The sequence below is a fragment of the Mycobacterium sp. genome (assembly GCF_019247615.1).
Taxonomy (GTDB): Bacteria; Actinomycetota; Actinomycetes; order Mycobacteriales; family Mycobacteriaceae; genus Mycobacterium.
Genome location: NZ_JAFBAT010000067.1, coordinates 1 through 21,577 on the forward strand (window position 1 = coordinate 1; position 21,577 = coordinate 21,577).

At 66.6% G+C, this 21,577-nt stretch carries 27 protein-coding genes and 1 pseudogene; 7 read left to right on the top strand and 21 right to left on the bottom strand.

Features of this window, described 5'->3' with window-relative positions:
- The 7 genes from JO059_RS04380 to JO059_RS04410 form a co-directional block, all read right to left on the bottom strand.
- Positions 1–167, bottom strand: a 167-nt coding sequence (locus tag JO059_RS04380; RefSeq protein ID WP_293314910.1) for a ribosomal protein S19 family protein, incomplete at its 3' end; no start/stop codon positions are given.
- Positions 168–195: 28 nt separating this feature from the next.
- Positions 196–1,038 carry a 50S ribosomal protein L2 gene (rplB, locus tag JO059_RS04385; protein WP_293314887.1) on the bottom strand — a complete coding sequence of 281 codons (843 nt, stop codon included), beginning with the start codon at positions 1,036–1,038 and terminating at the stop codon, positions 196–198.
- A gap of 16 nt (positions 1,039–1,054) precedes the next feature.
- Positions 1,055–1,357 (bottom strand): 50S ribosomal protein L23, encoded by a 303-nt coding sequence (gene rplW / locus JO059_RS04390; protein ID WP_293314888.1) that lies wholly within the window; start codon positions 1,355–1,357, stop codon positions 1,055–1,057.
- On the bottom strand, positions 1,357–2,034 hold the full coding sequence (rplD, locus tag JO059_RS04395; RefSeq protein ID WP_293314889.1) for a 50S ribosomal protein L4: 678 nt from the start codon (positions 2,032–2,034) through the stop codon (positions 1,357–1,359). Before rplD ends, rplW begins: the two co-directional genes overlap by 1 nt.
- Complete coding sequence (gene rplC, locus JO059_RS04400; protein WP_293314890.1) at positions 2,034–2,693, bottom strand: 50S ribosomal protein L3; 660 nt, start codon at positions 2,691–2,693, stop codon at positions 2,034–2,036. The genes rplD and rplC overlap by 1 nt, the downstream gene beginning before the upstream one ends.
- Before the next feature lie 14 nt (positions 2,694–2,707).
- Positions 2,708–3,013: a 30S ribosomal protein S10 gene (gene rpsJ / locus JO059_RS04405; protein ID WP_003873519.1), complete on the bottom strand. Its 306-nt coding sequence runs from the start codon at positions 3,011–3,013 to the stop codon at positions 2,708–2,710.
- 461 nt (positions 3,014–3,474) lie between these two features.
- Positions 3,475–4,080 (bottom strand): TetR/AcrR family transcriptional regulator, encoded by a 606-nt coding sequence (locus tag JO059_RS04410; protein ID WP_293314891.1) that lies wholly within the window; start codon positions 4,078–4,080, stop codon positions 3,475–3,477.
- Positions 4,081–4,222: 142 nt separating this feature from the next.
- On the opposite strand from JO059_RS04410, the gene JO059_RS04415 reads away from it, so the two are divergent.
- Both JO059_RS04415 and JO059_RS04420 read left to right on the top strand, forming a co-directional pair.
- Positions 4,223–5,881, top strand: coding sequence for an MFS transporter (locus JO059_RS04415; protein WP_293314892.1), 1,659 nt, complete (start codon positions 4,223–4,225; stop codon positions 5,879–5,881).
- Between the two features lie 66 nt (positions 5,882–5,947).
- Positions 5,948–6,823, top strand: coding sequence for a PE family protein (locus tag JO059_RS04420; RefSeq protein ID WP_293314893.1), 876 nt, complete (start codon positions 5,948–5,950; stop codon positions 6,821–6,823).
- A 45-nt stretch (positions 6,824–6,868) separates the two neighbouring features.
- Here JO059_RS04420 and mftG read toward each other — a convergent pair whose 3' ends face one another.
- From mftG to mftA, 7 genes are all read right to left on the bottom strand, one after another.
- Positions 6,869–8,308, bottom strand: coding sequence for a mycofactocin system GMC family oxidoreductase MftG (gene mftG / locus JO059_RS04425; RefSeq protein WP_293314894.1), 1,440 nt, complete (start codon positions 8,306–8,308; stop codon positions 6,869–6,871).
- Between the two features lie 18 nt (positions 8,309–8,326).
- Complete coding sequence (gene mftF / locus JO059_RS04430; protein WP_293314895.1) at positions 8,327–9,739, bottom strand: mycofactocin biosynthesis glycosyltransferase MftF; 1,413 nt, start codon at positions 9,737–9,739, stop codon at positions 8,327–8,329.
- Entirely contained in the window at positions 9,736–10,479 is a 744-nt protein-coding gene (gene mftE, locus JO059_RS04435) for a mycofactocin biosynthesis peptidyl-dipeptidase MftE (protein ID WP_293314896.1), read from the bottom strand. Before mftE ends, mftF begins: the two co-directional genes overlap by 4 nt.
- A gap of 175 nt (positions 10,480–10,654) precedes the next feature.
- On the bottom strand, positions 10,655–11,833 hold the full coding sequence (mftD, locus tag JO059_RS04440) for a pre-mycofactocin synthase MftD (RefSeq protein WP_293314897.1): 1,179 nt from the start codon (positions 11,831–11,833) through the stop codon (positions 10,655–10,657).
- A 2-nt stretch (positions 11,834–11,835) separates the two neighbouring features.
- Complete coding sequence (mftC, locus tag JO059_RS04445) at positions 11,836–13,008, bottom strand: mycofactocin radical SAM maturase (RefSeq protein ID WP_293314898.1); 1,173 nt, start codon at positions 13,006–13,008, stop codon at positions 11,836–11,838.
- Positions 13,005–13,334, bottom strand: coding sequence for a mycofactocin biosynthesis chaperone MftB (gene mftB / locus JO059_RS04450; RefSeq protein WP_293314899.1), 330 nt, complete (start codon positions 13,332–13,334; stop codon positions 13,005–13,007). Before mftB ends, mftC begins: the two co-directional genes overlap by 4 nt.
- The gene (gene mftA, locus JO059_RS04455; RefSeq protein ID WP_036352637.1) at positions 13,319–13,408 is read right to left on the bottom strand and encodes a mycofactocin precursor MftA; all 90 of its coding nucleotides are present in this window, start codon (positions 13,406–13,408) and stop codon (positions 13,319–13,321) included. The genes mftB and mftA overlap by 16 nt, the downstream gene beginning before the upstream one ends.
- Before the next feature lie 98 nt (positions 13,409–13,506).
- On the opposite strand from mftA, the gene mftR reads away from it, so the two are divergent.
- Together mftR and JO059_RS04465 are read left to right on the top strand one after the other, a co-directional pair.
- Entirely contained in the window at positions 13,507–14,103 is a 597-nt protein-coding gene (mftR, locus tag JO059_RS04460) for a mycofactocin system transcriptional regulator (protein ID WP_293314911.1), read from the top strand.
- Complete coding sequence (locus JO059_RS04465; RefSeq protein ID WP_293314900.1) at positions 14,100–15,143, top strand: DUF2332 family protein; 1,044 nt, start codon at positions 14,100–14,102, stop codon at positions 15,141–15,143. The genes mftR and JO059_RS04465 overlap by 4 nt, the downstream gene beginning before the upstream one ends.
- Before the next feature lie 62 nt (positions 15,144–15,205).
- Here JO059_RS04465 and JO059_RS04470 read toward each other — a convergent pair whose 3' ends face one another.
- The gene (locus JO059_RS04470; RefSeq protein ID WP_293314901.1) at positions 15,206–16,066 is read right to left on the bottom strand and encodes an aldo/keto reductase; all 861 of its coding nucleotides are present in this window, start codon (positions 16,064–16,066) and stop codon (positions 15,206–15,208) included.
- A gap of 142 nt (positions 16,067–16,208) precedes the next feature.
- Positions 16,209–16,433 (bottom strand): hypothetical protein, encoded by a 225-nt coding sequence (locus tag JO059_RS04475; RefSeq protein WP_293314902.1) that lies wholly within the window; start codon positions 16,431–16,433, stop codon positions 16,209–16,211.
- A 198-nt stretch (positions 16,434–16,631) separates the two neighbouring features.
- On the opposite strand from JO059_RS04475, the gene JO059_RS04480 reads away from it, so the two are divergent.
- Positions 16,632–17,459 (top strand): inositol monophosphatase family protein, encoded by an 828-nt coding sequence (locus JO059_RS04480; RefSeq protein ID WP_293314903.1) that lies wholly within the window; start codon positions 16,632–16,634, stop codon positions 17,457–17,459.
- Between the two features lie 8 nt (positions 17,460–17,467).
- Here the strand turns inward: JO059_RS04480 and JO059_RS04485 are convergent, their stop codons facing one another.
- The 3 genes from JO059_RS04485 to JO059_RS04495 form a co-directional block, all read right to left on the bottom strand.
- Positions 17,468–18,688: an FAD-dependent oxidoreductase gene (locus JO059_RS04485; RefSeq protein ID WP_293314904.1), complete on the bottom strand. Its 1,221-nt coding sequence runs from the start codon at positions 18,686–18,688 to the stop codon at positions 17,468–17,470.
- Positions 18,689–18,712: 24 nt separating this feature from the next.
- Positions 18,713–19,531: a mycofactocin-coupled SDR family oxidoreductase gene (locus JO059_RS04490; RefSeq protein ID WP_293314905.1), complete on the bottom strand. Its 819-nt coding sequence runs from the start codon at positions 19,529–19,531 to the stop codon at positions 18,713–18,715.
- Positions 19,532–19,610: 79 nt separating this feature from the next.
- Positions 19,611–20,441 (bottom strand): SHOCT domain-containing protein, encoded by an 831-nt coding sequence (locus JO059_RS04495; protein ID WP_293314906.1) that lies wholly within the window; start codon positions 20,439–20,441, stop codon positions 19,611–19,613.
- 43 nt (positions 20,442–20,484) lie between these two features.
- On the opposite strand from JO059_RS04495, the gene JO059_RS04500 reads away from it, so the two are divergent.
- Together JO059_RS04500 and JO059_RS04505 are read left to right on the top strand one after the other, a co-directional pair.
- Positions 20,485–20,682, top strand: coding sequence for a hypothetical protein (locus JO059_RS04500; protein ID WP_293314907.1), 198 nt, complete (start codon positions 20,485–20,487; stop codon positions 20,680–20,682).
- Positions 20,683–20,733: 51 nt separating this feature from the next.
- Complete coding sequence (locus JO059_RS04505; protein ID WP_293314908.1) at positions 20,734–20,997, top strand: hypothetical protein; 264 nt, start codon at positions 20,734–20,736, stop codon at positions 20,995–20,997.
- Between the two features lie 11 nt (positions 20,998–21,008).
- Here the strand turns inward: JO059_RS04505 and JO059_RS04510 are convergent, their stop codons facing one another.
- The gene (locus JO059_RS04510; RefSeq protein WP_293314909.1) at positions 21,009–21,212 is read right to left on the bottom strand and encodes a PE family protein; all 204 of its coding nucleotides are present in this window, start codon (positions 21,210–21,212) and stop codon (positions 21,009–21,011) included.
- Positions 21,213–21,346: 134 nt separating this feature from the next.
- Positions 21,347–21,577, bottom strand: a pseudogene (locus tag JO059_RS04515) (elongation factor Tu); the annotation flags it as partial.

Sequence of the window (21,577 nt, forward strand, 5' to 3'; positions counted from 1 at the left end):
TTGCGCCCGTCGTGCACCGCGAAGGTGTGGCCGATGAAATCGGGAATGATCGTCGACCGACGCGACCAGGTCTTGATGACCTGCTTGCTGTTCTTCTCGTTCTGCACGTCCACCTTCTTGAGCAGGTGGTCGTCGACGAACGGTCCCTTTTTCAGGCTGCGTGGCATCTGCTACTCCTGAGCTTCCTTCATCGCGCTACCGCGAGTGCTTCTTGCCGGTGCGCCGGCGCCGGACGATGAGTTTGTTGCTGAGCTTGTTCGGGTGGCGGGTGCGGCCCTCGGGCTTACCCCAGGGGCTGACGGGGTGGCGGCCACCGGAGGTCTTACCCTCACCGCCACCGTGCGGGTGGTCCACCGGGTTCATGACAACACCGCGGACGGACGGGCGCTTGCCCTTCCACCGCATCCGGCCGGCCTTGCCCCAGTTGATGTTTGCCTGCTCCGCGTTGCCCACCTCGCCGACCGTCGCGCGGCAGCGCACGTCGACGCGTCGGATCTCACCGCTGGGCATGCGCAGCGACGCGTAGCTGCCCTCCTTGCCGAGCAGCTGGATGCTCGAGCCGGCCGACCGCGCGAGTTTGGCGCCCCCGCCCGGCCGCAGCTCCACCGCGTGGATCAACGTGCCGGCCGGGATGTTGCGCAGCGGCAGGTTGTTGCCCGGCTTGATGTCGGCATTGGCGCCCGACTCCACCACGTCGCCCTGCGAGAGACCAAGTGGGGCAATGATGTAGCGCTTTTCGCCGTCCAGGTAGTGCAACAAGGCGATGTTGGCGGTGCGGTTCGGGTCGTACTCGATGTGCGCGACCTTGGCGTTGACACCGTCCTTGTCGTTGCGACGGAAGTCGATCACCCGATAGGCGCGCTTGTGACCGCCGCCTTTGTGCCGGGTGGTGATCCGCCCGTGCGCGTTTCGACCGCCGTGCCCGTGCAGCGGCCGCACCAGCGACTTCTCCGGCTCCGAACGCGTGATCTCGGCGAAGTCGGACACGCTGGCCCCGCGACGACCGGGGGTCGTCGGCTTGTACTTACGAATTGCCATGTGTGGTCAGCTCTTTCTAGCTCGGTGCGCCGAAGAGGTCGATCGGCTTGCTGCCGGGCGCCAAGGTGACGATGGCACGCTTGGTGTTCTTGCGCTTGCCGTATCCGGTCCGGGTGCGCTTGCGCTTCCCCTGCCGGTTGGCGGTGTTCACCGACGCGACCTTGACGGAAAAGATCTTTTCGACAGCGATCTTGATCTGCGTCTTGTTGGAGTCGGGGTGCACCACGAAGGTGTACACGTTCTCGTCGAGAAGCCCATAGGACTTCTCCGAGATGACCGGCGCCAGGATGATGTCGCGGGGGTCAGCGACGGTAGCCATCAGGCCGAGACCTCCTCGGAAGTTGCAGTGTCGGCCGCGGTGTGAGCCGCGATGTAGGCGTTGAGCGCCTCGACGCTGAACACGACGTCATCGGAGCGCAGCACGTCGTACGTGTTGAGCTGGTCCGGGGCAAGGACATGCACGCCGGGCAGGTTGCGGACGCTTTTCGCGCCGGTCTCATCGGTGCGCCCGATGACCACAAGCACCTGCTTGCGATCGGTCAGGCTGCCCAGAAATGCCTTGGCGCTCTTGGTCGAAGGCGTCTGGCCCGACACCAACTCGGTGACGGCGTGGATGCGCCCGTTGCGCGCCCTGTCCGAGAGCGCTCCGCGCAAGGCCGCAGCGATCATTTTCTTCGGTGTGCGCTGGCTGTAGTCCCGCGGCTTCGGGCCGTGCACGATGCCACCGCCGGTGAACTGCGGGGCGCGCGTCGAACCCTGCCGGGCGCGTCCGGTTCCCTTCTGCCGGTACGGTTTGCGGCCGCCGCCGCTGACCTCGCCCCGAGTTTTGGTCGAGTGTGTGCCCTGGCGTGCCGCCGCCCGTTGCGCGGTGACCACCTGGTGCATCAGTGCGACATTGGTCGGCGCGTCGAACAATTCGGCCGGCAGCTCAATGGAGCCGTCGACGTTGCCGTCGGGTGTCCGCACGTCGATCTTCAGGGCCTTTTGCTCAGCCATCAGTTCTCACCTCGTTTGATCGCGCTGCGGACCATGACGAGTCCACCGGTGCGACCGGGGACGGCGCCCTTGATCAACAGCACGCCGTTCTCGGTATCGACCTTGTGCACCAACAGGTTCTGAACGGTAACCCGGTCGTTGCCCATGCGGCCGGCCATCCGGGTGCCCTTGAAAACCCGCGCGGGGGTGGAGCATCCGCCGATAGAGCCCGGACGACGGTGGATCGCCTGCGCCCCGTGGCTGGCGCCCTGGCCGCGGAACCCGTGCCGCTTCATGGTGCCGGCGAAGCCTTTGCCCTTGGAGGTGCCCGTCACGTCGACATAGGTGCCGTCGGCGAAGATCTCGGCGGTCAGCTCCTGGCCCACCTCGTATTCGGCGGCGGCGTCCGGGTTGTCCAGCCGCAGTTCGGCCAGGTACCGGCGTGGGTTGACGCCGGCCGCGGAGTACTGACCGGTGACCGGCTTGTTGACCTTGCGCGGGCTGATCTCCCCGTAGGCCAACTGAACGGCGCTGTAGCCGTCGCGCTCCGGGGTCCGAATGCGTGTCACCACGTTCGGCCCCGCCTTGACCACCGTCACCGGCACGACACGGTTGTTTTCGTCGAATACCTGCGTCATGCCCAGCTTGGTGCCCAGGATTCCTTTCCTAGCCTCAGCCATTGCTCTGGAATCTCCTACTGGATGTTGACGTCGACACTGGCCGGAAGATCGATGCGCATCAGCGCGTCAACGGTCTTCGGCGTGGGATCGAGGATGTCGATCAACCGCTTGTGGGTGCGCATTTCGAAGTGCTCCCGCGAGTCCTTGTACTTATGCGGGGAGCGGATGACGCAATACACGTTCTTCTCGGTCGGCAGCGGCACCGGACCTACGACGCTGGCACCCGTGCGGACGACGGTCTCGACGATCTTGCGCGCCGATGCGTCGATGGCCTCATGGTCGTAGGCCTTAAGCCTGATGCGGATCTTTTGTCCCGCCACGCTTCTCCTGCCCTCACTCCGTCTTGAAGCCCGGCATCCGGGCTTACATCCGTGTCGCTTACATCCATGTCTCAGTGCCCCCGGCGCGCCCCTCGGTCCGGCCGTGGTGGGCCGATCGGGGGTCGCGCCGGATACTGCGCCGCTGTTTACCTGTCGTGGTCCACCGGCCCCCGCGCTCGGGCGTGTCACCTTTGCGCAGCCTCGAAGCGACCGCATTGGCCGCGCTCAAGGATGGGACCGGACGCGCCCGTTTGGGCGCTGGTCGTATGCTCGGCCAGGCGGAACCTGGCGCAGGGCAACCTGAACAGTATGCCTGACAACCACCGGATGGGCCAAATCCCGCCGGCCTGCATTGTCGGGGCCCGCCGACGCGCCAATCGACCTGTCTACCACGGCGCATCAATCGCTGCGCGAGTCAGCGCGGATGGCGTCGAACGTCGCTCAGCTGGGGGCGCAACCGGTCAAGCACCTGCCGATTGGGTGCTGGCTGCGCTGGCTCTATGTTGGGCACGCTGAACGTGCAGGAAACCGTCGACGGCGGCGCGTGCGCATTCGCCGTAGTCGAAGTCGGGCAAGGTGGACAGGCGGCCCAGCACCAGGGGGCCGATCAGCAGTGCGATAGCGCGTGATCGGTCGACCTCCCCCAGTTCGGCCGCATCCGGGCTATCGAATATCGCATCGAACGGCGCGGCATACTGCTGCGCGATGCGCTCCCGCAACGTGGTGATCGACGCGCTGGCCGCGCGGGTGTGACGAGGTTCGGGCAAGCCTTCCAGGTCGCGGCCCAGGGATAGCCAGGACATGGCGGTCATCACGGCGGGCGCCTGGGCCACCGCGTCGGCCTGGGCCAGCACCACGGCGATGAGCCGATCCCGTAACGAGCCCTCCTTCGGAGGCGTCGGCGACGGCGGGATGAGGCTGCTGAACGCCGCTGCCAGCAAATCATTTCCGCTGGGGAAGTGGCGATAGAGGGTGGCTCTGGCCACATTGGCGCTCCGGATGACGGCGTCGACGGTCACCGCGCTGGGCCCCCCGGAACGCAGCAGGGCGGTGGCGGCTTCCAGCAAACGGGCCCGGGACCGCGCGGGTCGGGGATCGGTCGCCTCGCCGGTAATTGTGAGCCACCTCCCTGTTTCGATACGGAACTATTGGTCTACCTACAAGACTGCTGGTCTTGAAACTCACGCCACCGAAAGGGAGGCGCTTTTTATGGTCGAAATCCTGGTCAGACCCGATCAGCGTAGCGATGCGCCGGGCCTCGGCGGTAGCGCCCGAGCAAGAAACTGGACGCTTGCCGTCGCCTGCATGGGCGTGGGGTTGGTGGTCGCGTCGATGACGGCGTTGAACACCGCGCTAGGGGACCTCGCCGTCGCCACCTCGGCCACCCAGTCGCAATTGACCTGGGTCGTCGACGGTTACACCGTGGCGCTGGCATGCTTGCTGCTGCCCGCTGGCGCGATCGGGGACCGGTATGGCCGGCGGGGTGCGTTGCTTGTCGGTTTGGTGGTTTTCGCGCTGGGCTCGATCGCGCCGGCGTTACTGCACAGCCCGACCCAGATCATCGCGGGCCGGACGGTGGCCGGTGTCGGCGCCGCCTTCGTCATGCCGGCGACGCTGTCGTTACTGACCGTGGCCTATCCGAAAGCGGAACGTATCAAGGCTGTCGGTATCTGGGCGGGTACCGCCGGTTCCGGCGGTGTGCTGGGAATGCTCGGTTCTGGTGTGCTGCTTCGGTTTTGGGACTGGCACGCCATCTTCTTGTCACTGGGCATCGCCGCCCTGGTGATCTTCGCGCTGGCCTGCACCGTCGCATCGTCGCGCGACATCGGCGCCCCCCGGATCGACTCACTGGGCGCCTTCCTGATCGGCGTGGCGGTGGCGATCGCGGTGGCGGCGATCCTGGAAGCGCCGAACCGCGGATGGAGCGATCCGTTGGTCTGGGGCGGACTCGTCGCGGGAGTTGTCATCGCCGTGGTGTTCGGTGTGGTCGAATTCCGGCTCGCAAAGCGTGACCGCCATCCGCTTCTCGACGTGCGACTGTTCGGCGACCCGGGGTTCGCTACCGGCGTCGCGACGATCGTCGTCCTGTTCGGCGCCACCTTTGGCTTCTTCTACCTGGGTATTCAGTACGTCCAGCAGATCATGGGTTACTCACCCCTGATGACCGCGATGGCGTTCGGCCCCTTCATGCTGCCGCTGGGCATCTTTTCGGCGTTGTCGTTCTGGTACGTGCCAAAGCTGGGTTTGCGGCTGGTGTTATTCCTGGGAACGCTGCTGATGGCGGTGGGCTTCGCCAGCATGCGGACGCTCGACCTGCATCCGACGTTTCTCGATTTGGCCTGGCCCTCTCTGATACTCAGCACCGGCATCGGTTTCTGCACCGCGCCCACGACGGCGGCGATCATGGGTGCGGTTCCGGACGAAAAGCAAGGGGTCGCCTCCGCGGTCAACGACACTTCGCGGGAGATGGGCGGGGCGCTGGGGATCGCCGTGGCGGGCTCGATACTGGCCGGACGCTATTCCCACGAGCTGGCACCGGGTCTGGGTGGGTTCCCCGCCGCGGTTCGCGGCCCGGCCACTGACTCGTTGGCCAAGGCGATGGAGGTGGCGGGGAAACTCGGTCCGCAGGGTGGCCGGCTGGCCGAGATGAGCAAAGCGGCGTTCGTGACTGCCATGCACGCGTCGATGACGGTGTTGGCCGTGATCGTTGCGGTCGCCGCGGTCCTCATCGTACTGTGGGCGCCGGGACGCGACGGGCAACAGTTAAGCCCGATGCGCCGGATAGTGTCCCGCCGCCAGGCTACGAGCCCCAATCGGCAGTCTGTGGATCGGATAAGAATGCCCCTGCGGACCCGCAGCGGCCGATAACATGCGATAAAGCGGGTTCGTCGGGGGGCGAACAACGTAGAAACCTATCCGGGGGAGCGGAGCGGAATGTCCTATGTGATCGCAGCGCCGGAGTACGTGGCGTCCGCAGCTACGGATCTGGCGAATATCGGATCCGCGATCAGCGACGCCAACTCCGCGGCGTTGGGTCCGGCATCAAGCGTGCTGCCGTCCGGCGCCGACGAGGTGTCGGCGAGCATCGCGGCGCTGTTCGGCGCGCACGCCCAGGCCTATCAGGCGCTCAGCGCCGCGGCGGAGGCGTTCCACACCCAGTTCGTCCAGCTGATGAGCGCCGGTGGGGAGCAATACGCCCTCGCCGAGGCCACCAACGCCAGCCCTCTGCAGACCGTAGGTCACAATCTGCTGAGCGGGGCGCCCAGCCAGGCCGCCCAAGCCGCGACCACCGCGCAGCCTCTGCTCGGCAGCGCAGCATCCGCGGCGTCGGCGGCGGCAGGAGTGCCGGCGGCGATGGGCGGCCTGGCAGGTGGTGCAGCGCCGGCCACACCGGCGGCGGCGTACCTGGCGGCGACTCCGCCCGCATCGGCGCCGGCTGCCTACGTCCCGACCGGCGCGAGTGCCGCGGTGGCGGCCGCCGGATCGGCGCTTGGGCCGGCCGGTGCGCCGGTAAGCGCGTTGCAGGCGGCCACGCCGGCGTATGCACCGGCGGGGCCGGCGGTGCCGACAAGCTTGGCGGGTGCGGCCGCGCCGATCACGACACTGTCGGCTGAAGCCGCCCAGTTTTCGCCCTTGACCGCGCTGCCCACCACACCGCTGTCGGCGGCCCCGGCAGCGACGGCGTCTGGATACTCGCCAGCAACGCCGCCGTATTCGCCGGCGACCGGTGGGCCGGCCGAACCTGCCAGGCAGCAGGCGGCGGAAACCGTCGAGCATCTCGAAACGCCGCACTACTACTACTCAGCCTGATTCGGCCACAGCGCGAGTCCACCGACACTTCGGGCAGATCGCTACTCACTCAACGAATTTCGCGGCCCGATGGCCGAGCATCACAATCGATGCGTGCGGGCCGCGGCTCGTGATCTGCGGCAGGACGGAACCATCGATCACCCAGAGGTTTTCGACGCCATAGACTCGGCAGCACGGATCGACAACCGCGTGTGGGTCACCGTCGGCACCCATTGGCGCTGTGCCGCAGAGGTGTTGGGATGTGGACCACACCGGCGGACCGACATGAGTTGCCGCACCTGCTAACTCGCGGGCCAAGTCGGTGCCTCGACGCAATGCCGCGATGTCGTCGGGCTCGCTGTCGTATCGATGTTCGATAAGCGGCGGCTTGTCCGGATCCGGCGAAACCAGTGTCACTCGCCCTCGCGCCCGGGGCTGCATGAGCGCCACGCCGATGTGCGGCCAATCGGGATGCCCGGCGGTGCCGTCTCCGGTCATCGCAACGAAACCACCTGTATAGGGCCTAATCTCGAGATCATCATCGGTCGTGAGCACCACCTCCACCACGGGCCGCCCCGGCGCAACCACCCAGTTGGTGGGCAGCACCCATTCGGGGTGATCGCTGCAGAACATGCCCACGGGCAGGTCAGCCATCACCGGTACGCCGACGGCACGCAGCGTTGCTTCGTCACCGATGCCGGACAGCATCAGCAGGTGCGCCGACTCGATCGCACCGCAGCACAACACTATTCGGCTGGCACCGAGCGTCATCGGCCCGTGCGGGCCGACGACGTCGACACCCACCGCCACACCACGGGAGAAGCTCAATCGCACCGCACGCGTCTGTGCAAGCAATGTGAGATTCGATCGTTCCAGCGCGGGAAGCAGATATCCGGCGCCCGACCCGATACGTACGCCGTCGACGATGTTGAGCGGTACGGCGCCGACCCCCGCAACCGGTTCCGGCCCAACATCATTGAGATCGACCATCCAGTCAAACCCGGCTTGCTCGGCGGCGGCGACGAAACGTTTGCTGGTGCCGGTCATTTCGCGCGTCCGACGAACCAGGATCGGGCCGCTGCCGCCGTGGGCGGGACCGTCGAAATCAAGGTCGGTCTCAATGGCGCGGAAGCTCTCCAGCACGTCCGACCAGCCCCAGCCCGGCAGCGCTACGCGCTCGAAATCGCGTCTCAGGCCTCGACAGAAATAGCCCCCGTTGACCGCTCCGGAACCGCCGACCGTCGAGCCACGCACGATCGGCAGCTTCAAGGCGTGTCGATCGGTGAGCCGGGTGAGATAACGCCGGACCAATGGGCTACCGACGCCGATCGGCAGTTGCAACCCATTGGCAGTCCGAGCGAGCAGCTCCGGGTCGGCGAGTGCGGGCCCCGCCTCCAGCACGGTCACCCTGCGGTTGGACTCGGCGGAAAGACGCTCTGCCACAACCGATCCAGCGCTGCCGGCACCCACAATCAGCACATCGCTGTGCGGGACGGCTCTGCTCAAGGCGACGTCAAGGCGTTGCTAGCTCCGAATCTGCGGTTTGAGCGCGCGGAGGTTACGTTCGCGCAATACGCCCCACCACAGCCCGAGGCCGTAGGCAAGGTCGTCGACACGCTTGAGCAACAGATAGGTCGGCAGCCCGATCGGCTCGGCCTCATCGCCGGTGCCATCGCGGCGCCGGAGCCAGTCCACGACGCCGTCCATCACGGCCGCGACCAGCACGACGTGTCTACAGCGACGCGACACCAGCGCGGCGAACAATGCCAGGGGCCAATAGTGCCGGCAAAGTGCCGACGCCAGTTGCAGCGCCGCCGACCATAGACCGCGGGTTGCGATCACCAGGACATCGGCGAGCGAAGTCTCGGCGCTCCGCATGGCCTTGGCGATCCGCCGTCCCGTCAACACCGCGACCAGGATGGAGGCCAATTGACCGAGAGTGGTCCCTAACGCCATGAGAATCCAGGCCATCAACGCCCAGCCGGAGATCACCACGGGTGCCGTCTTGTCCGGGTGGCGCACCGACAGCGGAGCCGCCGAACCGCCGTAAAAGGCCTTGCGCGCCAGCCAGTCCCGTAGTTCGGTGCGGTGATCATGGGCGACCAGCGCGATTGGCTCATACCGCAGCCTGGCGCCTGCCTCGACGAGCCGCCAGCACAGATCGACGTCCTCGCCGGCCGGCAGGGTCTCGTCGAACCCGTTGACCTCACGGATCGCCGAGCAGCGACAGATGATCGCCGCACTGGGCACGTAGGACACCGTGCTGTGGGGCAACACCGGCGCTTCGCGCTCGCCCAGATCCAGGGACGAGTGCACCGCCTCGTAGCGCGCCACCAGGTTCTCGCTCTGCGAAAAGCCGATGATGCGCGGTGCGACCAGCGCGACGGTGGGATCGCAGAAGTGACCGAGCAAGGCTTCCAACCAGCCCCGGCGCGGCGCGACGTCGGAGTCTAGGAAAGCGACGAAGTCCGTGGTGCACGCCGCCAGGCCCGTGTTGCGAGCGGCCGCCGGACCCTTGCTGTGAAGGTGGCGCAATACTTCGATATCGCAGTGCGCGCCGACGAAGTCTTCCGGCTCGATCGGGGTTGACGACCCGTCGTCGACCACGATGACGCGCAGGCCGCGCAGTGAGCTGACCAAACGTCGTGCCCCAAGTAGGTTGTCGCGCACGGGGATTACCACGGTCACGTCGCGGTGCGACGGCCCGCCCGCGGGCCGGGGATGCGCCACCGTGGCGTCCAGCAAGGTGCGGGCCAGTTGGGCGCTGACGTCGTCGCGAACCTTGAGCCGACCATCGGACAGCATGTCCGCAGCGGCGGGAGCCAACTTCAGGAGGCGGGTCGGCGAGCCGCCGAGCAGGGCCGAGCCGTCGCCGAGTACCCGCACGCGCCGATCGACCTGAACGGCGAACCCGTCCGGCAACCGGGTCTGGGTCATGTCAACATCCCGTTCCGCCCCGGCAGCCAGCGGACGACTCGGCGCACACAGTCGTCCACCATATCCGCGAAGATGCGGCCGCCCTCGGCGGCGGTTGCGGTGGTCGGATCCCCGAGGACACCCACCCGGCTGACCGCCGCGATCCCTTCGCGGCGCATCGACGGCAGCAATTCGGGCAACGGCGCCCGGTTGCCGGCGAGCCAGCGGTCGGTCAGCACGTCGGCCGGGGAGATGTGCAGCAACAGTGATGTCTCGGTATGACCGGCGTGGGCATCGCCGCCGGGAACAACGCAGGGACACCATCCGACGTCTCGGCCTTCGGAGCGCAGTTGGCGCACCGCGGCGCTCAACGCGCCGACATTGCCGCCGTGCCCGTTGACGAAGGCCAGGCGATGCGCCCAGCAGGCGGCCGACCTGCCGTATTCGACCAGTAGCGTCGTCAGGGCTTCGGTGCCGATGGAGATCGTTCCGGGGAAGTCTTGGTGCTCACCGCTGGCGCCGTAGGCGAGGGCCGGCGCCACCGACCACTGCGGCTCGAGGCGGGTACCCAGACCGGCCAGGGCTTCCCGGGCGACCGCGGTCGCGATTCGGGTGTCGGTGTCCAACGGCAGATGCGGACCGTGTTGTTCGGTCGACCCCAGCGGGACCAATATCGACGGCGAGATGCTTGACAGCTGGCTCGACGTCGACGCTCCTAATTCGCCGAGTACGGGCACTGGCTGATGGTAGGACGAATTCACCTGGCGTGCACCAATTGTTGTCCCCACAAACTAATTTTTTTCTGGTCCGTTCACCGGCGGGTCGAAATTGGCGGCTCTTTCGTCACGGTGACCCCGCGTGCACCACGAATTCGACGACCGACCGCAGCGGTCCGCGCAATCCAATTACGGCTAAAGTTGCCAACATAGTAAGAATTCACAGCGGCGCGCCGAGGACACGGGTGAAACCGTCCGGAATCAGAATGTCGTCGGGGCTCAGCTCGTGAATGGTGGAATGCCCGAGACCGATGAGCGCCGAGTCGATACCACCGCGCAGGATGTCGAGGACGTTCTCGACCCCGGCCTGGCCGGCCGCGGCGAGGCCCCACAGGTACGCACGGCCGATCATCACGGCGCGCGCCCCGAGGGCCACCGCCTTGACGACGTCGCCGCCGCGGCGGATGCCGCCGTCCAGCAGGACCTCCACTTGACCGCCGACCGCCTCGGCGATCGCGGGCAGGGCACGAATCGACGCCGGCGTGCCATCCAGGTTGTTGCCCCCATGGTTAGACACCGAAATCGCCGAAACACCCGCATCGACGGCCCTTTTCGCGTCGTCGACGCGCATCACGCCCTTGAGCATGAACGGTCCCCCCCAGAGCTCGCGCAGCCACGCGATGTCCTCCCAGGTGGGCGGCGGCGTCCCCATCCACTCCCCGTATGCCGCGAAGAAGGCAGGACCGGGCTCGCCGCGGCGGCCCTGATTGGGCACTCGCAGCTCTGGAGGTCTCAGCGTCTTACCGAACTTCCACAGCCACCGCGGCCGGACGATCGCCTCCGGAGAAAACCGCACAATGGCCCGCAGGTTCATCTCCTCGGGGATCTTCGGGCTGCCCCAGTCCCGGCCATGCGAGAACGTCCAATCCGTGGTCACGATCAGACCGACGGCGCCGGCCGCGCGTGCGCGCTCCACCCGCTCGGCGATCGCGTCGCGCCCGCCGAGCCAGTACACCTGGAAGAAGACCTTGGGGTTGGCGGCGGTGACCTCCTCGATCGGTTTACTGGCGAAAGAGGACAGGCCCATGGCCGTGCCCCGTGCCGCCGCCGCCCGCGCGACGGCCACCTCGCCGTCCGGGTCGACCGCTTGGACGCCGGTCGGCGAAATGATCACCGGCAACGAAATGTCTTGTCCCATTACGGTCGTCGACAAATCGCGCTTTTCCTGCGCACCGACGACATGGGGCGCGAAACCAAGTTCGCCGAATGCTTCGACATTGTCGGTCACCGTGATTCCCTTTTCGCTGGCCGAGAGCAACGAGGAATAAACGGACTTCGGTAAGCGACGCTTCGCGCGTTGCTGGGCGATCGCGACCGTTTCGAACCATTCGTCGGCCATGGTTACAGCGGGCTTTCGTCGCACAGGCGAACCGGCGGCCGCGCGGTCAATTTCAGCGGCACCGGTTCGCGCCGCCCACGGGAGTGGTCGCCACGGGCCCGCGGCTTGGAGCGCTCTCGCGACAGCGCCGGCGCGCTGTGCCCTTGCACGCATTCCGGATCGGGGCCGTCGATCGGCAGGCCGGTGAAGAATTTGGCCGCCATGCAGCCTCCCCGGCAACTGTCGTAGTGCTCACATCCGCCGCAGGCACCCGCGGACTGCGGCTCGCGCAACTCACGAAACAGGGGGGCATTCTTCCAGACGTTGTCAAATCCGCCGTCGCACAGCACATTTCCGGCCAGGAACCGGTCGTGGATGGCGAACGGGCAGGCATACACGTCACCGACGGGGTCGATCAGGCACACCACCCGGCCGGCGCCGCACATGTTCAAGCCAGCCAGCGCACCGGAGGAGCCCAGCGGCGCCAGGTGGAAGAAGGAGTCACCGGTGAGCACCCCCTCGCCCTTGGCGACCAGCCATTCGTAGAGCGTCACCTGCTGGGCGGCGGTCGGATGCAGCTCGTCCCAGACATCCGCGCCACGCCCCGACGGACGCAGCCTGGTGATCCGCAGCGTGGCGCCGTAACGGCTCGCCAATGCCGCGAATTCATCGAGCTGGTCGACGTTGTTCCGGGTGACGACCACCGAGATCTTGGCATCGGAGAAACCGGCGGCGGCCAGGTTCTCCAGCGCGCACATCGCCATGGCGAACGACCCGGGCCCGCGCACGGCGTCGTTGACCTCGGCGGTGGCTCCGTCGAGCGAGATCTGCACATCCACGTAGTCGCTGGCAGCAAGCCGCGCGGCGATCTCGGGGGTTATCCGCACCCCGTTGGTGGAGAACTTCACGCCGACATGATGGGCCGTGGCGTAGTCGACCAACTCCCAAAAGTCCGGGCGCACAGTGGGTTCGCCGCCACCGATGTTGACGTAGAACACCTGCATGCGTTCCAGCTCATCGATGATGTCCATGCATTGGCGGGTGGACAATTCCCGCGGGTCCCGTTTGCCCGACGAGGACAGGCAGTGCACGCAGGCCAGGTTGCACGCGTACGTCAGCTCCCAGGTCAGGCAGATCGGCGCGTCCAGTCCGCTTTCGAACTGCTCGACGAGCCGCGGCACGGCCGCTGTTGTCATTGTTGGTCCTCCTGGGGCACCAGCATTCGGGATTCGGCCAGCACCCCCAGCGCGTGCAGGTACGGGCCCTGCTCGGCGTCATCCACGCCCGCGGCGCGGCAGGCCGACCGGATGTCGGGGTGTTCTTCCAGTGACCGCACCACCGTGAGAATGGTGCGGTTCTTCAGGAAGGACAGCTTGCGGGTGCCGAAGTGATAGAGCAGTGCGCCGAAAGGTTCCGGTCGAACCGCCACCTGTGGGTGCAACCGCCAGCCGCGATCAGGATCGAACAGGGTGTCCACCCCGGCCGCCTGCGCGGGTGCAGGCACGGTCAGTAGACCCCGCACATGCCGTCGATCGACACCTCTTCGACCAGAGTCTCAGTGACGAGTTCGGTTTCGGTCTGGTTTTCGTTGTCCATGCGCATTTACCTTTCCGCGGGGCTCGACGACTATGGGGTCTGAGTCACAGTCGTGCCAGAATATGGCATCGAGTGCCGAAATGGAAGGGCGGGGGCGGATGATGCCGCAGTCGCGAGTGGGCCGGCGCCGCTCGACGACCCCGCACCAGATCACCGACGTTGCCATTGAGCTGTTCACCGCCCGAGGCTTCGCGGAGGTCAGCGTCGACGACGTCGCGCAGGCCGCCGGCATCTCGCGCCGGACGCTGTTCCGCTATTACGCGTCCAAGAACGCCATCCCCTGGGGCGATTTCGACACCCACCTCGCGCACCTGCGCGACCTGCTCGACGACGTCGACCCCGAAGTCTCGCTGAGCGAGGCTTTGCGCGCAGCGCTGTTGGCGTTCAACACCTTTGACGAATCCGAGACGGCACGGCACCGACAGCGGATGCGCGTCATCCTGCAAACCGCCGAGTTGCAGGCCTATTCGATGACGATGTACGCCGGCTGGCGCGAGGTGATCGCCGGTTTCGTGGCGCACCGATGGGATTGCAAGACCACCGACCTACTCCCTCAGACCGTCGCGTGGACGATGCTCGGCGTGGCGCTGTCGGCCTACGAACATTGGCTCGGCGACGAATCCGTCCCGTTGCCGAGCGCACTCGGCAACGCCTTCGATGTGGTCGGCGCCGGGCTGAACGGTCTGCGTCCGTGAATCGCGAGCACCTGGTGCACACGCTGCGGTCACAGGGGTTGTTCTGCGCCGCCTCGGGTTCGGCGATGTACGGGGAGCTTTTCGAGCTGGTGGCCAAGGACGTCGAGGCCGGTGGGGTGTTCGCGGCCATCCTGTCCGGCCACGAGGAGGATCCGTCGCGCGACGCCGTGCCGCTTCGGTTGCTCGGCGGGCTGCACCGGCTGGTGCTCGACGGCCGGGCGGCGCAACTGCGCCGCTGGTATCCGAGCACCGGCGGCACCTGGGACGCCGGGTCCGCCTGGCCGGAGATTCTGGGTGTGGCGGCGGGCCACTCCGCTGCGCTGCGCTCGGCCCTGGATCAGCCACCGCAGACCAACGAGGTCGGCCGATCCGCCGCGCTGATCGGCGGACTGCTGCGCATCAATGAATTCAAGTTGCCGGTAAGGCTTTTCGAGATCGGGACGAGCGCCGGCCTGAACCTGCGGGCCGACCACTACCGCTATCGCTTCGCCGATTTCCAGTGGGGACCGGCCGACTCGCCGGTGACCATCGACGATGCGTGGCAGGGCGTGCTGCCGCCCGACGGCGGGATGCGCATCGTCGAGCGGCATGGATACGACATCGCGCCCATCGACGTCACCGGCACCGACGGCGAGATGGCGGTGGTGAGCTACGTCTGGCCCGACCAGCAGGCGCGGCTGCAGCGGCTGCGCGGCGCCATCGAGGTCGCCCGCGCCGTCCCGGCAAGACTGGAGCGCAGGACGGCGGCCGACGCGGTCGCCGGTCTGACACTGGCGGACGACGCCCTGACGGTGTTGTGGCACTCGATCACGTGGCAGTACCTGTCCGCCGAACAACGGGATGCGGTCGGTGCACACGTGGACGCGCTGGGCGAACGCGCAAGCACCCGATCACCGTTCGCCCACCTCACGATGGAGCCGGCGCGCGACGGGCCTGGCTCGCCGATCAAGTTCCTTATACGAGCCCGTCGCTGGCCGGGCGGCGAGAAGCGGGTCCTCGGCGAGTGTCATCCGCACGGCCCGCCCGTGAACTGGCTATAGCAAAACACAGCCGAAATACCGTGCTATGTCCGGCATTTCGGCTGTGCCGCGATCCTCGACTACTACGTTCCCATGAACGTCATCGGGTCGTGTAGCACCCGGGTGCCGTCATGCAGAGCCTCGATGGCGACCATGTGCTCCGGCGCCAGGGTGAAGTCGAAAACGTCCAGGTTCTGGGCGACGCGTTCGGGCCTTGACGACCGCGACACGACGACGTTGTCCAGCTGCAGGTTCCAGCGGACCAGCACCTGGGCGGGCGAGCGGTTGTACTCGGCGGCGATCGACGTGACGGTTGGGTCCTCGAGCATCCTGCCGACCCCGAGCGGACTGTAGGACTGTGTCTGGACGTCGTGCTCGAGGTGGGCCTGCCGCAGCTCGGCCTGATTCAGGCGGGGGTGCAGCTCGACCTGGTTCACGGCGGGCACCTCTTCGGTCTCGTCGATGACCGTCGCGAGAAGTTCTTCGGTGAAGTTGCAGACACCGATCGAGCGGACATGACCCTGCTCGCGGGCCGTCATCATGCCCTCGAAGCTCTCCACGTACTTGCCGAGCTTCGGCGCCGGCCAGTGGATCAGGTAGAGGTCCAGGTAATCCAGCCCGAGCCTGTCCAGGCTCTGCTTGCAAGATTCCTGGGCTGTGTGGAAGCCCTGCTTCGAGGTGCCCAGCTTGGTGGCGACGAAGAGCTCTTCGCGCGCAACGCCGGAGGCGGCTATCGCACGGCCGACGGCGATTTCGTTTCCGTACGAGGCGGCGGTGTCGATGAGGCGGCAGCCCGCTTCCAGCGCCGCGAGTACCGAGCTTTCCGTCTCCTCATCGGACAACTTGGCCACCCCCAGGCCAAGCACGGGCATCTTCGCCTCGTCGTTGAGTGCGACGGTCGGAATCGCGCTCGGCGAGCTGGGGAGCTCATCAATCACTGTCACTAGTTCTCTCACCTACCTGCAAATTGCGTACTGAATTTTTCGATGAAGACCGCGTCACCGGCAACCGTTAAGCCGGACCGTGGGTGCCCCATTGCACAAATGCCGCAATCGAATACGAAAATCCATACCCATGGCTTGCGGCTCACGGCGTCGGTCGTTGAAGACAGTAGCGGAGCTTCTCGGCGAACGCACAAGCCGCGCGATCGATGTCGGAAAAGCAAAAAGTCTCACTCGATGCCGTTACGTATTTCCAGCACAATGCTTTTGGCAGCGCTAAAACTGGCAATGTTGTGACCTCGACCACGCCGCTCATCCTTCCCGCGGGGTGCGCACTGAAGCGACGAGCTTTCGTGACGTCGGTCACCATCGAATCAGGTTGTGGTACAGCCCAAGTCGCGCGTGGCACCTCGGCATGGTGGTCGAGGCTTAACACCACCGTTGTGGGGTAGATACAGCACGCAATTCGGCACCCTTTAGGCTCGGACCGCAGCAACACAAACCTGACCGACTCTTCCGCCGTTACCTGAGTGTTCGAATACCACTGGAAGCGAGGCAATCCTGCCTTATGAAGACCATTCAAGAGCTTTTCGAAATAGCCTGGCAAGCAACGCAAATCGGCGCCACTACTCTCAAGAAGTCGCAACCGGGCTCCGTACAGCACAAAGGTGACCGCGATCTGGTCACCGACATCGACCTCGGAATTCAGCGGGACATCGACGCCTACCTGGCCCGGTGCACGCCCGATATCGCCCTGCTGGCCGAAGAGTCCGAGAATCAGCCCGACATCAACGCGGCCGAATGGCTCTGGGTTCTCGATCCCATCGACGGCACGTCCAATTTCGTACACGGACTGCCGCTGTGTGCCGTATCGCTGGCACTGCTGTGCGGTGGCGAAACCGTCGTCGCCGTCACCAACGCCCCCCTGCTGGGCAGGACCTACCACGCCGTCAAACACACCGGTGCATTCCTCAATGGACAACGGATCACGGCCAGCGATACCGACAGCCTCAGCGGGTCCATCGTGTCGCTCGGCGACTATGCCGTCGGCCACGAGGCCGCCTCGCAGAACCTGCAGCGACTCGCGCTCACCGGCGAGCTGGTGCCCCGCGTCGAGCGGATCCGGATGATCGGGGCGGCGACCCTGGACCTCGCCTTCGTCGCCGAAGGCGCACTGGACGCCTGCGTGATGATGTCCAACAAGCCGTGGGACACCGCCGCGGGAACGCTGATCGCCCGCGAGGCCGGCGCCCAACTCTTCGACGCACAGGGCAATCCCCACACCCACCGGTCCGCATCGACCGTCGCCGCCGCACCCGGCGTGGCCGATCAACTCGGCACGGTGATCCGCAACATCGAAATCCCGAGCGCCGCCTACGCGGGGGCTACGGCCTAGCTGACGGCCTAGCCGAGCACATCGGCAATGGGCGCGCCGGCCGCAATCTTGCCGCGTGCCTTCATGACCTTGCCGGGCATCCCGCCGCCGACCACACCGACCAGCACTCCGTCGCGCTCGTAGTACGCGAGGAACTTGCGGCCGTCGTCCTCGACGACATGGACGGTGTCGGTGGCCTCCGGCTCCCCAAGGCACTGGATCTTGACGTCGTATTGGTCGCTCCAAAAGTACGGAACGACAACGATATCCGGCACGTCCTGCCCCAGCATCGCGGGGACGACGACGCGCGCCTGGTCAGCGACGTTGCTCCAATGTTCAACGCGCGCTTGGTGTCCCATCAAGTCCCGCCAGGACGCCACGTCGCCCAACGCCCACACGTTCGGCACGCTGGTGCGTCCGGCCTCGTCGCAGATCACGCCGTTGTCGACCTCGATGCCGGTGCCCGCGAGCCATTCCGTCGCCGGCTTCGAGCCGATCCCGACGACCACCACGTCGGCCGGCAGCTCGGTGCCGTCGTCCAGCACCACGGTGTCGACGTGTCCTTCGCCGCGCACCTCGGCCACCCCGACACCGAGGCGGACATCGACGCCCTCCTCGCGGTGCAGCCGCGCGACCAACTCGCCGATCTGCTCGCCGAGCACCGCGGCCAGCGGTGTCGGCTGCGGCTCGACGAGGACCACCTCCACTCCAAGGCTGCGCAAGCTGGCGGCGACCTCACACCCGATGAAGCCGGCCCCGACGATAACGGCGCGCTGCGCGGCCGTTGCGTGCTCGCGCAGCGCCATGCTCTCGTCGAACGAGCGGAGCACCCGAATGCCCTCGAGATCCGGGAAGGCCGGAATGCGCCGCGGCACCAGCCCGGTCGCGATGACCAGTTCGTCGTAGCCGATCACGGCTCCGTCGGACAGCGTCACCGTCTGCGCGGCGGTGTCCAGGCCGGTGGCGGCCGCACCCAGTCGCAGGGTGATGTTCTGCTCGTCGTACCACTCGCGCGGTTTGAGGGCGACGTCGTCGACCTCTTTGCGCAACACCTCTTTGGACAACGGTGGCCGGTCGTAGGGAACATGCACCTCGTCACTGACGATCGTGATCGGCCCGGTGTACTCCGACCGCCGCAATTGCTCGGCGGTCCGGGCGGCCGCGAGGCCGCCGCCGACGATCACAATCCCTTTGTCCGACCCTTTGTCCGACCCCGGGCCGGCCTTGTCCTCGTGTTCGCTAGCGGTCACGTGCTGTTCATACACGATCGCGAATCAGTACTTCAAGGCGCCCTTGTCTACCGGGACCTGCGTGCCCGTCACGGTGCCCGCGCCGTCGCCGGCAAGCCATACGACAACGTCCGATACTTCCTCGGCCGACATGAAGCCGTTGGGCTGCAACGGCATTGGGGGAAAGCTGTGCACGAAGTTGGGGTACTTGGCAAAAATCTGCATCATCGCGTCCGGTTCGATCATCGGCGTGTCGATCGAATACGGATGGATGCTGTTGACCCGGATACCGAATTCGCCGAGCTCGATCGCGAGCGTGTTGGTCAGCGCGGTGAGTCCGTGTTTGCTGGCCGAGTAATGCCCGTTGCCCGGTGTGGCTTTCACTCCGGCCGACGAGCTGACGACCACGATGGAGCCGCCGTTACCCGCCTCGATCATCGCGGGAATGGTGGCACGCAGCGTGCGCCAGGTGCCGGTCAGGTTGATGTCGATGACGGTGTTCCACTGCTCATCGGTGAGCTCCCAAACCCGACCCCAGCTCAGCACTCCCGCGTTGGCCACCACGATGTCGAGCCGGCCGAATTGTTCGACGCCCTCGGCCACCAGTTGCTTCAGCGCGGCGTCGTCGCGAATGTCGGCCTGGCGGGCCAATATCTTGCGGCCCTCGGCTTCGACGAGGCGCACGGTCTCGTTGAGGTCCTCGGGGGTGGCCGGGGTGTAGGTCACCGTGTCGGACGCGGACGCGCAGATGTCCAGCGCGATGACGTCGGCACCCTCGCGGGCCAGCCGCACCGCATGCGCCCGTCCCTGGGCCCGGGCAGCGCCGGTTATGAACGCCACCCGTCCCTGCAGCGATCCAGTCACGCCTTCGCCCCTTCCATCACCGAAATAGACAAGCAAGGCTAGCAGCGAAACTGAAACGTGTTCTAGCTCGGCGTCGGAATCAGATCTCGGCGATGATCTGGGCGCGGCGACTGTTGTATTCCTCGTCGGTCAGCGCGCCGCCGGCCCGTAACGTCTCCAATTCCTGCAGCCGCTGAGCGATCGACGGTTGCGGCGGGGTGACCACCGGCGCCGGCCCGCCCGCGGGTGCCGGCTGCGGGGTGGGGGCCTGGTTCTGGACCGCGCGGCGCACCACCGCCTGAATCTGCTGGCGCAACGCGGGGTTCGTCCGGATGTCGACCATGCGGTTGAGCGGAACGCCGTTGGCCTTGAGGATCTGCAGGATCTCCATCAGCGGCCCGGCTTGCCCGCTGAGGTCGTAGGTCTTGTTGTCTTCCGCCACCGTGAACTGCGCGGGCACCAGGCCGTTGACCAAAGCGCTTCGCTCCCAGTCAATTCGGTATTCGCCGGTGGTCGGGTTGACCAGGACGACGACCTTGCGGGCGTTGAGATTGCCGAGCCGGGTGACGCTGGCGATGACCCGGTCTTCACTGTCGAACGGCAACAACCCGGGACCGGAGATGTGCAGGTGCACCTTGATGACCTGTTGGTTGTTGACCCACGTGCCGGTCTCGGTGATGCCGGTGATCTGCGCGAGCGCCAGCACGCCGTTCTGCTCGAGCTCCGCGTTCTTCGCCGACGACTTCGCCCCGTAGTTGGCCAACGCGATCGCGATCACCACGTCGGCAACGGTGATGAGCAGACCCACGTAGAGCATCCACTGCAGCAGGCTGCCGAGCCCGAGGACGAAGTACACGACCAGGAAAATCGGCCCGACCAGGCCGCCGCACAGCAGAACCACCAACTGCGCCTTCAGGTAGCGCGCCAACACGTGCGTCTCCTCGCCTCGCCGGGAGTGCCGGGCCTAATCCACCTTGAGTCGAACCGGCGGCGGCGCCTGGCTCTTCGACGACGCCGCGGGAGCAGCCGGCGCCGATGAGTGGGGCGAGGCCACCACCGGGGTGCCGGGCGACACCGGCATGGTGGAGGCGGGAGTGGCCTCCACTGCCGGAGCCGAAATCGTGCTGGCCGGTGTCGGCGTCGGCGCCGTCGCCGTGGTGGCTGCCGCGTAGGCGGGCGTCACCGCTCGCGTCGGGGCGACCGGGGCGACGGTCGAGGTGAGCGTGGCCGATGCCGGAGCCGCCGCGATCGACGCGGCGCCTGCCGGCGCCGGGGCGACCGCCGATGCTGAAGCGACCGCCGATGTCAGGGGCGCCGTCGGGGCGGCCGAAACGGAACCGCCCAGTAGACCCGCGGCCGCGGCCGGGACCTGCGCGCCCATCGAAGCGGGCGCCGCGGCCATGGTCTGCAGCGGCGCGACGTTGGCGGCCTCGGTGGCCGCGTACTGCACCGCGCCGCCGTTCATCAGCTGCACGAATTGGCTGTGAAACGCGGCGGGCTAGATGCTCAGCGCCTGATAGACCTGCGAGTGCGCGCCGAAGAGTGCCGCAACGCTGGCCGACACCTCGTCGGAGCCGGGCGCCAACATGCTCGACGTGGGGACCGAGGCCGCCGTGTTAGCCGAGGTGATAATCGCCCCGATATTGGCCAAGTCCGTCGCTGCAGCGGAAATGTACTCCGGTGTCGCGTTTACGAACGACATACGGGAACCTCCCTGGCCACCATCGGGGCCACCGACGCGCAATGACGAAAATGTTAGCTGAGTCGGCGCGTTCGCGAAGCATAAAGCCCGGACTGCCTGATTCGGCAGCCCGGGCTTTATCGCTGAAGCGGAAACTACTTGATGATCTTGACGACCCGGCCGGCGCCGACGGTGCGGCCGCCCTCACGGATCGCGAACCGCAGACCGTCGTCCATGGCGACGGGCTGGATCAGCTTCACCGAGATGTTCGTGTTGTCACCGGGCATCACCATCTCGGTGCCCTCCGGCAGCGTCACCACACCGGTCACGTCGGTGGTGCGGAAGTAGAACTGCGGGCGGTAGTTGTTGAAGAACGGCGTGTGCCG